Genomic DNA, 12,578 nt, shown 5'->3' on the forward strand with positions numbered 1-12,578 from the left:
CCGCGACACCCCGCCGCCATCAAAGGCGAATATCACGACGATGGCCCCGAACAACGGGCTGGCCACCAAGGCTTTGGCGGCAAAATCGCTGACCACGAACACCCCCGTCGCGGCCACCGCCGCCACTTCAAGCGCAGTCAGCAACCCGACGTTTGCCCGACCGGCATGGGCGAGCCTGAGGTAAACGGCATAAGCCAGGCAGCCGGTGAAAAAGTAGGCTAGGCCCCGCAGTGACTCGATGGTAAAGAAGGTATTGCCGCAATACGCCAGCGCAAGGGCCACCAGGACGGTCGTCGCCCACACCCACCTTCTGACACCGAAGGCAACGCTCAGTATCGCGGCGAAGATCATGTACGTGTAGTACTCGATACTGATGCTCCAGGAGGGAAAGTTGAACGACAGCGGATTGGTCAAGTGCGTCCAGGATTGCAATAGCAGCGCATTGGGGAGAATTTCCGCCGGGGCGAACTTTCCCGTGAATGGGGCGTTGTTGAACGCCATGCCTTTTTGCACCGCGAGATAACGACCGCACTCCAGCAGCAGGAACACCGCCAACATGAAGAGGTGCAGCGGCAACAGGCGAAAGGTTCGCGTGATGAAGAATCGGCGGAAGTTGAATGGCATGGCGTTGCCATAGGCATGGGTCAGGACAAAGCCACTGAGTACAAAAAAGAACGATACAAATACATCGGCATGGCGAAAGAACGACCATTCGGTGAAGCTGCCGGTCACGCGCAAGTGATAGAGCATCACCGAAACGGCCATCAGGCCCCTGAAACTGTCCAGCGAATCAAACCGCTTCTGTGCGTGCATACCTGGGTTTCCTGCATTGAGCATCGGTGGTGGCTGACCCGACGCCATCGCCAGCAGGCTGGCTCCCGCCGTTTGATCGGCGGGAGTGCGGCGTGCTGGCGATGGTGGTGTCACGGCCTCACGAGGCCGGCGCCGCCGCGGTGACCACCGGCCGCCCCGGTTTGCGCAGCGGGTCCAGGCGCGAGCCGCTGTAGCGAGTTTCGCGGAAGAAGCGCCAGCGGCCGAACAGGCCATAGACGTGGGTGACGCGGCCCTGTTCGTGGTAGCCCATGCGGATGTGCAGTTTCAGCGCCGGGATATTGTGGGTTTCGCAGACGTCCACCACCTTGTTGCAGCCTTGGGCCGCCATGGCTTCCCAGAGGGCGACCTGGACGTCCACCGACAGGCTGCTGCCAAAATAGGCGCGGGTCATTTCGCCGCCGAACTCGAAGAACTCCCCCGGTTTGACCGGGAACCAGCAGCCGTAATAGTGACGATCGTGGTAGTCGCGCACGCTGCCCCAGATGAACGCCACCGCATGCCCATCGTCATCGAGGTACATGTGCCCGGTGTGACCTTCAGCCGCCAGTTCCGCCATGGTCTGCACGCGATCACCGAAGTGTTTGCCGAAGGCCACGGCATTCTCCGGGGTGATGGTCACCTGACGCACCCCGGAGTAGGGGCGCAACTTGTGCGGTGGCACCGGGCTGACCAGGTCACGCTCCATCCACAACAACTCCCAATGGAAAAACACATAGCGTTTCCAGAGTGTGCTGAACGTGCGGCTCAAGCCTTTTTGTTTGATTCGTTCGCGGAGTTTGTCGATCAGGCTCATGAAGCCTCCTTGGCCGGAATTGGCCGTGCTTTGGGTGAAGGTACTGATGGGTATAGATCACGCCGGCCGCGGCATGCAGGCGCTTTTGCCATCACTTTGTTTCAATGTGTGTAACACTCTTGACACAGTTTTCAGGCGCCAAAAAGCCGCTCTCCAGGGCCATGGCAACGACCCCGATTTCGCAGATTCACACCCTCCTTGTAGGAGCGAGCTCGCTCGCGAAAAACGTCCAGGCAACGCATTCCTTCAGACAGCGCGCGTTATCGTTGACGTCCATCGCGAGCGAGCTCGCTCCTACAGACAGGGTTATCGAAGGGCAGCCCGGCAGCGCTGTAGGCCACCCTCGGCACCCCCGGCAAGCGATGCTCCAACAGCGCACTGAGCGATTCGCCCTGATCCAGATAAGCGTCGCCGAAATCCGCACCCAGTTGATTGGGATGGGCAACGATCTCCAGCAAGCCATCGCCCGGCGGTGCAGCGTCTCGCAGATCCACCGGTGTGCACACGTAGTCGGCGGTGGCGCCGGCCAGGCTGTTCAAACGATGGTTGAGCAACTGCTTGAACAGGCGCTTGGGCAGGCTCAGGTTCTGCCCCAGGTTGCGCGCCAGCCTGATCGGCACGCCCTGGCGGGCAGCGAAGCGCGCGACGATCTCACCAATGGGCCAAATGTTGTGCACATGCTGATGGGAATCCAGATGGCTGGGGCGCACGCCGTGATCCACGCAGCGTTGCCATTGCGCCTGGAGCTCTTCTTCCACCGCCAGGCGATCCTGGTGACCGAGCCACAGACGGGTACGGCGCAGGTTGAGGTCGAACACCCCTGCGCTGTCACAGAAGGTTTGCCGGCTGAGAATGCGCCGGCTCAATGGCCGACCGTAGGTCAGGTTGAAGTGCAGGCCGATGCGCCCCTCCAGCAGCGGATGCCGGGCCAGGGCGCAGGCCGCTTCGAAGGCCGGCATGTTGGCCATGGCCGTGGCGGAACTGATGACCCCGGCCTGGAACGCCCCCAGAATCACCGCGTTTTCGCAGGCACTGAGGCCGAAATCGTCAGCGTTGACTATGACTTGCCGTGGCATGTTCGCGCTCCATGTGAGTGTCGGTCGCCTTGATCATAGGTGCCGCGGCGGTAGAGGGTGCCTTGGCGGCTGTCGCGCGCCGGGCTCGCCACTGCTGCAGCCGGGGTTTGAGGTGCTGCCAGACCCGCAGGGCGGTCCCCAGAGCCAGGCCGCTCGGGCGCCAGGAATAGAAGCTCCAGCGCCAGTGTTCAATGTAGCCGCTCAGGCGTTCGTGCAATTGATGGGTGGAGTTCGTCAGGCTCACCCGCGAGGCATCGATCCAGCGCCAGTTGTCGTCCAGGCCCCAGCGAATCCACTCTTCGAGCAACACCCGGCCACTGCCCAGATCAGCGTACTGGGGCAGGAACGCCAGGTTGTAGTCGTACAGTCGGCCCTGCTCCAGCAAGCCCAGGCGATAGCTGATGCAGCGCCCGTCCAGTTCCAGCACCACCAGCCGGACCAGGCCCTGATCGGCCAGCGCGGTGAAGGCGCGGTCCATCCATTGGCGATGGCGCTCGTCGGCAAAGATGCCCACGCCTTCATCACCTTTCCAGCTCACCGCTTCGACCTCGCTGATGACCTGAAGCAGCGGCCCCATGGTGGAAGCGTCGGGGGTGATGCGTCGCACCTGTGCGCCACAGGCGGCAATGCGTTTGCGCGCGCGACGCAGTTTGTAGCGTGGATCGCCGGATACCTCCTGGTGGTCGGCGTCGCAGATCACATGCATCGGCACCCGGCAGCTCAGCCGTCGCTCGGCGGTGGAGCTGTGGCGCATCCACTCGCTCAGGGCGCTGGCAGCGTCCACCGGTTCGCACACTTCATTGAGTTGCAGCAGGGCATGGGGCAGTCGACGTCGAATCTCGCTCAAGGCCAGGCGCATCTGCGCCGCATCCACGCAGGCCAGCAGCGCCAGGCGATCGGCCAGCGGGTAACCCAAGTGATGCAGCACCCGAAAGGGCAGCCCGCAAAAGCGCTCGACGGATGCCACCAGAGGCAGGCACAGCACCAGTTCCAGGCCCTGCCAGCCGAGCAGAACGTGCAAGCGTTCGCCCTCTGTGAGTGCCTGTTCCGAGGCGCACATCCAGGCCAGCGCGTTGAACGGTGTATGGTCCATCACTCGCCGCCGCAGCGCTTCATAAGCCGTTGCGGGAAAGTCTGCGGCGCACAACGAAGTACGCCATTCCAATCGCGCTGTCATAGGGTCAGGCCACCGAAGCGGTTGCAGGTGAATGTTCCGGCTTGCGCAGGGTGTCCAGGCGTGAGCCGCTGTAATGGGTTTCGCGGTAAAAGCGCCAGCGACCGAACAGTTCGTACACGTTCATGATCCGTCCCTGTTCCTTGTAGCCGGTGCGTATGTGCAGTTTCAGGGCCGGAATGTTGTGCCATTCGCACACATCCACCACCTTGTTGCAGCCCTGTTCGAGCATGGCTTTCCACATCTGCGTCTGCAGGTCCATCGACAGCGCCGTGCCCCAGTACCCGCGGCTCAACTCCCCGCCGAATTCGAAGAACTCGCCTTCCTTGACCGGGAACCAGCAGCCGTAATAGTGCCGGTCATGGTAGTTGCGCGCCGCGCCCCAGATGAACGCCACCGCGTCACCGTTTTCATCCAGGTGCATGTGCCCGGTATGACCTTCCCGGGCCAGTTCGGCCATGGTTTGCACGCGGTCGCCGAAGTGCCTGGCGAACGCTGCGGTGTTGGTCGGCGTAATGGCGACGACTTGCAGGGGCGGGTAGGGTTTGAGCTTGTGCGGTGGCACCGGGCTCACCAGGTCACGCTCCATCCACAGCAGTTCCTGGTGGGAGAACACGTAATGTTTCCAGGCCTTTTTCGCGGTGGCGCGCAGGCCTTTTTGCTTGATGTGTTGGCTGATCTTCTGCATGACACCCATGTTGTTGGCTCCTGGCGGGTTGACCCGCAAGTGGAGTGATCCGGTGCGCGGCGAAATGCCGGCGTGGCCAGACAGCACAGCGGCGGTCATGAGGCCTTCCAGGTCAGGGCAAACAGGGTTTGCCCCGGCAACTCGAAGCTCACGCGACCGTCGTTGCAGTTGAACGGTGCGTCGCGGCTGCGGTTGTCGGTACCGAAATAACGCAGTGAGCCATTGGCCAATGGGCAATGTGCCCCGGCCAGGTCGACACGCTGCAGGCGCGCGCCCTTGTTGACGCCCAGCAGGCTGCGTTTGGCATCGTCGGCCATGGCCAGTACGTCGACTTCGAAGGCATCGTTTTCCAGATACAGCACCTCGTGCAGCCAATGCTGCTGGATGAACTGCTGGGCCAGGCCCACGGGTTTGAGTTCGAAACGATCCTCGCCGAGCAGGCGCACCATGCCCTTGGGGTACTCCGGTTCGTCGGCGGCCTGGAACCAGTTGAGCATTTGCAGCAAACCGTCCTGGGACGAATTGATGACCACCGACGCCCACCACACCGCGGCGAAGTGGGTTTCCTGATCGTAAGGGCTGAGGTCTGAACCGGGGGACAGGTTGGTCTGGTCCAGCAGCAAGGCCTTGCGCGGCCGGCCGTGAGCATCAAGCCCCACCAGGTCGGCGGCGCGGCGCACGCTGTCGCGATAGACCCGGGTCGCCAGCAAGTCGCGGACCATCCATTCGTGCCAGGCCAGCGCATCGACCTGATCGCCGGATTCGGCCAGCAGGCGCCGGGCCCAATCGATGCCGCGCTTGGTGCTGGCGTTGTCGGCGAGGGGACCGTTGATCAGTCGCGTGCTGGCTGGCATGGCGATGCGCACGCCGGCCCTGGCGTTTTCGGGATTGCTTCGCACCTGCCGGGCCATGCTGTCGAAGAGGCGCTGGTAGTCGGCATAGTCCGGATAATTGAGGTTGGGCTCGTCGGCGAACGCAATGTAATGGGTGCCTTGGCCACCCAGCGCGCGGGTGGCGGCGAGCCAGGCCTCGAGGCCGGCGTTGCTGGTGGCATCGGCGCGCAGGTCGGACTTGCGGTGGCTGCCGGCCAGGAGCGTGATGTCCTGGGTGATGCCGAAGCGTTGCCGATACAGCTGGCGGAATTTGTCTTCGTAGTGCGGCCGATCCGCGGTGATGTCGACGAAACTGTAATAGGCGCCTGCCTGCGGCTTGAGCGCATCGAGCACGGCGTAGCTGGAGGCCGGCACCACCACGTAGGGCAAGGCAATGCCCAGGTTCGGCGTGTTGCCCAGGACTTTGTCGTGCAAGGTCAGACGCGTCTGGCCGTCGTCTGCGCGCAGCGGTTTGAGCTGCTGGGGTTTCTGCGCGAACAGGTTGGCGGTGCCGTCCAGCCAGAACGCCGCTTTGCCGGCGCCTTGCAAGCGCAGGCGCCAGATCTGTTCGACCTGGGCGACGGGCAACTCGACCTTATCGAACTGCCAATAGGCGCGATACGGTTTGAGCGCCACCGACACTTGCTTGCCATCACCCACGCGCTGCGCTTGCAAGGTGCTGACGCCACCATGGAACTTGCCGGCGAGCACCGCGTGTTCACCCGGTGCCACCTTGAAAAACAATTCATCGCCGTCGCGGGTTTCTGCGCTGACATGCACCTTGGCCGGGGCGAACAGGGCCACCGTGCGTTCGTCGTGCTCCACCGTGTAGCGGCGGAAGCTGTAGCCGGGAATCTCCAGTTGATAGCTGGCGGCCCCTGGCGCCAATGTCCAGCTTTGCGTGCCGCGCGTTTCACTGGCGGCAATCAGGCGTTCACCCTGAAGTTTGCCCTGGCCGTCGAGCAGGTACAGGCGCTCTTCGTTGGCGTCCGCTTGCCACGCCGGGGTCCAGCGCACCGTCACCGAGTCAGGGCGATCGGCTTGCAGGTACAGGCTGGCGTCGCGGATGTCGGCCCAGCGCATGGACGCCGCCCAGGTGTCGAGCGACAGGCCCAGACTCAACAACAGGACAAGGCGTTTCATGCCGATCTCCGTTGCAGCATCTGCAGCATGGGGGCCACGTCACTGGGCAGGATGATCAGGGTGTGCCAGAGGGGCACCTGGCTCAAGCGGCAGTAGAGCACCAGCAAGGCCAGGGTCACGGCGAGGTAGGCGATGGACGATGCCGCCGCAGCGCCGACAATGCCGTAAGCGGGGATCAGTATCAGGTTCAGTGCAAGATTGAGCAGAGCGCCCAGGCCCATCAGCAGCGAGATCGAACCGGGTCGGTTTTTGCCCAGCAAATCCAGGCGCAGGATGCTTGCGTAGCACAACCCCAGCAGTCCCGGCAGCAGAGCCAGCAATGCCGGATAGGCCGGTTGATAGGCAGTGCCAAACAGAGTGACGATCAGCCATTGGCCGATCAGCGCCATGGTCAGGCAGGCGCCGAGCATTACCGTGGCGGTCAGGCGCAGGGCCAGCGGCGTGACTTTTTCGATGCCTTCTTCCTGTTGCAGCAAGCGTTTCATCAAGGGCGTGGTCACCGCTTCCGGCACGATCAGCAGCAGTTCGGCGGCGGCGCTGGCCATGGCGTAGTGACCCAGCGCGGTGCTGCCCAGCAGCGCGCCGATGAACAAATAATCGGAGCGCAGAATCAGCTGCTGGAACAACAGGTCGGGATGGCTGCGGGCGCTGTAGCGCAGCAGTTCGTTCTGGCTGGCGCGGTCCCATTGCAGTTCCAGGGGATGATCGCGTCTGAGCCAGACCCAGCCGGCCACTACCACCAGGCTGATTCCGGCCAGCCAACTGATCAGCGCCGCTTCCAGTGCGGCGTCTTTCCACATCCAGAACAGGGCAACAAACAGCAGCAGCGGCGCCAGTGATTCCAGCAGGCGCAAGGCATTGAACGGCCCCACGCCGCCGGACGCATTGTGCAGCGTCAGCAAGCCGCTCTTGAGCACGGTCAGCGGCACGGCCAGCAGCAACAGCCAGGCAAGCAGACCCAATTGCGTGGTGATGTCGAGCTCGCTGCCCCATTCGCGCACCAGTGCCACCACCAGCAAGGTCAACAGACCCGCCAGCAGGCACCCGAACACCAATACCTGGCTCAGCAGCAAACCCATGGGCCGCTGCTTGGCCGCCTGAAATCCCACCGCGCTATTCAGCCCGCCACTGGTGGCGGCACTGATCAGATCCGGCAGGGTACTGAGCAGGGCAAACAGACCGCGCTCGCTGGGGCCCAGAATTCGCGCCAGCAACACGTTGCGCAGCAGGCGCAGGGCGATCATGGCCAATTTGGTGCCCATGCTCAGGGCCAGATGCTTGAGGTAATGGTTGCGACTCATGGGCGCGCCCCACGGTAGATGCGCCACGACAGCAGTTCGGGATTGCGCGCCGTGCGCTGGCTGACGCCGAACCGTGGCAAGGCCAGCGAATCCTCGTGGCCGCGATAAATTCCGGTGCCGGTGCCCAGGGCAAACGGGAAGTGATGTGCGGCCACCTGTTGGCGCACTCGCGCGTCATTGTCGCCATTGGGGTAGCAGTACACCGGCAGCGGCCGGTTGCAGCCATTTAACAGCGCCTGGCGGCTGCGGCTCAGCTCTTGCTCGAGGCGCTGATCATCGAGACCGGTGAGGATTGCGTGGCTGGCACCGTGGGGGCCGAAACGCACCAGGCCGGACGCTTCCAGCGCCCGCACCTGATGCCAGTCCAGGGCCTGGGGCAGGGATTCCTGCGGGCAGGCATCGGTCAGGCGATTGAGGTCCAGCGGCGACAGGGTTTTCAGGTCTTGCAGAAAGACCAGCAGCGCCAGGCTACGACGGTGCAAGTCCGCGTCCTCAAAAGCCTTCGGCAAGGGCCGGCCGACCTGCTGCAGGCAGTCGATCAAGCGCTGGCGCGCCTCTTCGCCGTGGCTGCTCCACAAGGTTTCGCCGATGCTTTCCCACCAAAACCGCTGGCGGCTGCCGATGAAATCCGTGGACAGGAAAATGCTCGCCGGCACCTGGTATTTCTGCAACAGCGCGAAGGCATTCACCGCGTTGTCGCGCCAGCCATCGTCGAAGGTCAGGGTCACTTTCGGCCGCTGCGAACGCAGGCTGCCCGGTTGCAGGATCTCCATCAGCGGCACGCAGTCGAAATGCTTTTTCAACCACACCAGCAAGTGCTCGAAGGCCTTGGGCCCCACGCACAGTTCATTGCGATGGGGCAGGGCGGCGGCCTGGTCGTCCGCCAGCACCCGATGCAACATCAGGATCACCCCGGCGCCACGCAACTGACGGCGGCCCAGTGAAGAGTTCAGGTACAACCAGCCGCTGGCACGTTTGATACTGGTCTTGATCGGCATGTCAGGCACTCATCGGGTCTGATCGGGATTCCATTGGTTGTAACTGTGCCCGCGCAGGAACTGCCACAGGCCGACACTCATGCCCGCCAGGGTCACCAGAACGAACGCGGCCAGGCGAAACGGTTTGGGCAAGCGGTGCCGCACATCCAGCAGGCCGGCTACCGCAAAGGCGTAGCCCAGCAACTGGGCGACCAGGGTCAGGCGGTAAAAGCCATGCTCATCGAGCAGCCAAAGGTTGGCCACCAGCAGCGGCAACAACAGCACCGGCGCCAGCCGGCGGATCAGCTTGTGGCTGATCAGCGCGAGGGCGTACAGGCCGTGGCGTAGCGGGTTGAGCAGTTCACGCCGGGCCGCCAGGCTGATCAGGCCACCGACGGTGACGCGCTGACGGCGGCTGAACTGTCGGCCGGCCTCGTCCACGCCTTGATCGAGCACTTTGGCGTCGTCGACATAGACCACGCGCTTGCCCGCCACCGGGGCGCAGGTGTTGATAAAGAAATCGTCGTTGACCAGCGCCGGAATCGGTTGGTAAAGCTCGCGGCGCAACGCCTGCAAGGCGCCGTCGGCCGAGACCGTGCAGCCGGTGCGGCTTTCCACCCGGCGCAGCCAGGCTTCGTAGCGCCGGTACAGGCTTTCGCCCAGGCTCAGGCCCGACCCTGGGACGGGGATGTACATGTTGCCCACGGTGCCACCGACCTCAGGGTCGGCGAACGGCGCCAACAGCCGCTCAAAGGTGCCGTCGAGCCAGTGAACATCGGCATCGGTAAACACCAGGATATCGCCGGTGCAGTGGCTGACAGCGGCATTGAGCACGCTGTTCTTGCCCTGGCGCGGCAGGTCGAGCACCTCGATGCGCGGGTCGTCGAAGCTGCGCGCCAGGGCCACGGTCTGATCGGTGGAGCCATCGCTGGCCACGACGATCTGCAAGCTGGCGACGCGATAGTCCTGTGCCAGCAGATTACGCAGTTTGTTTTCGATATTGCGTTGCTCGTTGTGCGCGGCAACCACCACGCTGACCCGTTGCGCTGGCAAGGCCGCTGGCCGGTGGCGAGGAAAAAGCGGCCCGACCATCGTCAGCAGCAGCGGGTAACCCAGCCAGGCGTACACCGGCAGCAACAGGGACAACCAGAAAATGAATTCAGCCACGGGCGGGCCTCCGGACATTCCATTGACACAGATTGAGGATGAACGCGGCGCCGGCCAGGTGCAGGCGTACCCAATGCAGGCCCCACAGTTGCAGGGTCAGCAGGACGTCGCGGTGTTTGGCGCTCTGGCGCAGGCTCAGTGCCAGCGCCGGCAGGACCGTCAGCTGCATCATCATCGCCGCGTGATGGGGGAAGCCGTCGAACAGCGCCGAGATCGCCAGAAAATCAATCAGCCAGGCCGCGATCGAGAGCAGCGGAAAACGCAACAGGCGCAAGCTCGGGCCATGGGTGCGCAGCAGTTCCAGGTGACTGCCCTGGCGCCACATTTCCTTGCCCATCCACTCGCGCCAGCTGCCTTCGTAGCCCCAGTGCAGGGCCACGCTTTCATTGACGGCCAGCAGGCGCGCGCCGGCGTCGGCCAGGCGCATGGTCAGTTCCTTGTCCTCACCGGTGCGCAGGGTTTCATTGAAGCCCCCGACCTTGTCGAACCAGCGGCGGTCCATCAGCAGGTTGGAACTGGGCAGCCATTGCACCCGCTGCAACGGCTCGGTAGCCGGGCGCGAGGTGCGGCGTTGCCAGGCATCGGCGTACCACGGCGCTTGGGCCGGGGTGTGCAGGTCCAGGCCGATGACGTCAGCCGGGCCGCCGCCTTCAAGGTCCGTCAGCAGCTTCAGCCAGTTTTCCGGCATCTCGATATCGGCATCGATGAACGCCAGCCACTCGCCGCTGGCCAGCGCCGCGCCGCGATTGCGCAGGGCGCCGATGAGCAGGCCCGGCAACTCCAGCACCTGGGCGCCGAACTGCCGGGCAATCTCCGGGCCCTGATCCTGTGAGCCGTTGTCGACCACGATCAGCTCGCACTCGATGCCGGCGGCATCGGCGGCGAGTTGTGCCGCCAACAGTGTGCGGGCGATGTGTCGGGCTTCGTTGTACATCGGGATGACGATACTGATGCGGCTCATGCCTTGGCCTCCGTGATCGGACTTTCTTCGGCTTTGGTACGCAGCACGCAGGTCAGGGCGAGCATGATCCACACGTACTTTTGATTGGGCGCGCTGAGGAACATCAAGAAGAGCGCCAGCGACAGGTAGCTCATGCAAAGGTGCGTCAACAGGTCCGCCTGCTGCCCGTTGCGGCGTTGCAGCCAGGCGCGCCGTGCGCGGGTCAGGTTGTACATCCCCGTGGCCATCATGCCGACAAACAGCATCCCGGCGGGGACGCCCAGTTCGCTGAAAATTTCCAGGTAGGTGTTGTGCGCCCGCCGATACAGGTCGCCAATTTTGCGATTGGCGGAAAACACCTTGGCGTAGCCGGTGGTGGCGTAATGCAGCGGGAAGGTGCCGGGGCCGGTGCCCAGCAGCGGGTGCTCGCGGATCATCTGGCTGCCGACCACGATGTACGAGGCGCGGCGGCCAAGGGATTCGTCCTGGGCCTTGGCCCCGGAGCTCAAGATGCTCAAGGACTGGATGCGGGCGACGTAGCCGGGCGGCATCACAGCGACCCCCAGGGGGATCGCAATCGCCAGGCCGATCATGGCAAACCCCAGGTGCCGGGGGCGGATGCGGGTCAACTGCGTGCGGTAATGCCACAGGCCTATCAACAGGCTGAGGAACAACACCACCAGCCCGGAGCGCGACTCGGTCTTGGTCATGCCGCCCAGCAACAGCCCGAAGCAACCCAGCCAGAACAACCGGTGCAACAGATTCGGTCCGCGAATCACCAGCAGCAGCGCCAGGGGCACGGCAAAGGCGATCAGCATGGCAAAGCCGTTCGGGTCTTCCAGCAGGCCGGCGGCGCGCCCCTGATCCTGATACTTGCTGGAAAACATCGCCAGCGCGCAGGTCAGGGTCACGCTGAGGGTGACCAGCCTGGCAAACATGTCCAGGTTCAGCTCACGGCCGATCAACAGCGTGATCACAAACAGGATCGGGCCGACACTCAGTTCGCGCAGATGCCCCAGCGACATGCCCATGTCATCGGTGGCCAGCAGGCTCAGCAGGTACAGGGCCGCGAAGCCGATCAGCCAGCGCCAGAGATTGCTGCGCAGGCGCTCGGACGGAATCTGGTGCAAGGCCAGTTGCAGCAGCAGGATCAGCGCCAGCGCCGCCCCCAGCAGCTTGGTGCCGGACAGGGCACTTTCCTTGAAGAGGCCTTCGAGGGGCACCAGGGCCGCGATGGCCAGCAGGCCCCAGGCGGGTTTGCGGTACAGCACCGCGAAGCCGACAAGGCCCACCACCGCTCCCGGCGCCAGGAACGGATAAGGGCTGGCCAACAAAGCGAGGCAGACCAGGCCGAGCAAACTGACGATCGAGAGCGGAAATATCACGCGCGTGCCTCCCGTGCGGTACGGATATAAAGCTGCGACCAGCGTTCGGCCAAGGCCTTGAGGTCGTAGCGATCCAGTTGCGTACGTCTTGCGTTGTCTTGCAGGTGGCGAGCCAGGGCCGGGTCGCCCAGCAGGCTGTCGAGCTGACGGGCGAGGGCGGCGCTGTCGGCGGGTGCCGCCAGCAGACCGTTGTGCCGGTCCTGCAGTACATCGGGAATCCCGCCGACA

The 12,578-nt window shown here is 63.9% G+C and carries 12 protein-coding genes; all 12 read right to left on the reverse strand.

Annotated elements, in window-relative coordinates; genetic code table 11:
* Positions 1-927: acyltransferase (locus B0W55_RS26050; RefSeq protein ID WP_175645568.1), on the reverse strand; the 927-nt coding region annotated here is incomplete at its 3' end.
* Positions 928-931: 4 nt separating this feature from the next.
* Positions 932-1,627 (reverse strand): GNAT family N-acetyltransferase, encoded by a 696-nt coding sequence (locus B0W55_RS26055; RefSeq protein ID WP_077048792.1) that lies wholly within the window; start codon positions 1,625-1,627, stop codon positions 932-934.
* 260 nt (positions 1,628-1,887) lie between these two features.
* A complete protein-coding gene (locus B0W55_RS26060; protein WP_077048793.1) occupies positions 1,888-2,703 on the reverse strand; it encodes a ChbG/HpnK family deacetylase in 816 nt (271 codons plus the stop codon).
* The gene (locus B0W55_RS26065; RefSeq protein ID WP_077048794.1) at positions 2,675-3,880 is read right to left on the reverse strand and encodes a GNAT family N-acetyltransferase; all 1,206 of its coding nucleotides are present in this window, start codon (positions 3,878-3,880) and stop codon (positions 2,675-2,677) included. Before B0W55_RS26065 ends, B0W55_RS26060 begins: the two co-directional genes overlap by 29 nt.
* 4 nt (positions 3,881-3,884) lie before the next feature.
* Positions 3,885-4,574: an N-acetyltransferase gene (locus B0W55_RS26070; RefSeq protein WP_077048801.1), complete on the reverse strand. Its 690-nt coding sequence runs from the start codon at positions 4,572-4,574 to the stop codon at positions 3,885-3,887.
* Between the two features lie 86 nt (positions 4,575-4,660).
* Positions 4,661-6,580: a hypothetical protein gene (locus B0W55_RS26075; RefSeq protein WP_077048795.1), complete on the reverse strand. Its 1,920-nt coding sequence runs from the start codon at positions 6,578-6,580 to the stop codon at positions 4,661-4,663.
* A complete protein-coding gene (locus B0W55_RS26080; RefSeq protein ID WP_077048796.1) occupies positions 6,577-7,881 on the reverse strand; it encodes a lipopolysaccharide biosynthesis protein in 1,305 nt (434 codons plus the stop codon). Before B0W55_RS26080 ends, B0W55_RS26075 begins: the two co-directional genes overlap by 4 nt.
* Positions 7,878-8,879 (reverse strand): polysaccharide deacetylase family protein, encoded by a 1,002-nt coding sequence (locus B0W55_RS26085; RefSeq protein ID WP_077048797.1) that lies wholly within the window; start codon positions 8,877-8,879, stop codon positions 7,878-7,880. The genes B0W55_RS26080 and B0W55_RS26085 overlap by 4 nt, the downstream gene beginning before the upstream one ends.
* A 9-nt stretch (positions 8,880-8,888) precedes the next feature.
* A complete protein-coding gene (locus tag B0W55_RS26090; RefSeq protein ID WP_077048798.1) occupies positions 8,889-10,025 on the reverse strand; it encodes a glycosyltransferase family 2 protein in 1,137 nt (378 codons plus the stop codon).
* Positions 10,018-10,986 (reverse strand): glycosyltransferase family 2 protein, encoded by a 969-nt coding sequence (locus B0W55_RS26095; protein WP_077048799.1) that lies wholly within the window; start codon positions 10,984-10,986, stop codon positions 10,018-10,020. Before B0W55_RS26095 ends, B0W55_RS26090 begins: the two co-directional genes overlap by 8 nt.
* Positions 10,983-12,350 (reverse strand): O-antigen ligase, encoded by a 1,368-nt coding sequence (locus B0W55_RS26100; protein WP_077048800.1) that lies wholly within the window; start codon positions 12,348-12,350, stop codon positions 10,983-10,985. Before B0W55_RS26100 ends, B0W55_RS26095 begins: the two co-directional genes overlap by 4 nt.
* On the reverse strand, positions 12,347-12,578 hold a 232-nt coding region (locus B0W55_RS26105; RefSeq protein ID WP_139340982.1), incomplete at its 5' end, for a glycosyltransferase. The genes B0W55_RS26105 and B0W55_RS26100, both read right to left, overlap by 4 nt.

This window comes from Pseudomonas sp. KK4, from assembly GCF_001984065.1.
Taxonomy (GTDB): Bacteria; Pseudomonadota; Gammaproteobacteria; order Pseudomonadales; family Pseudomonadaceae; genus Aquipseudomonas.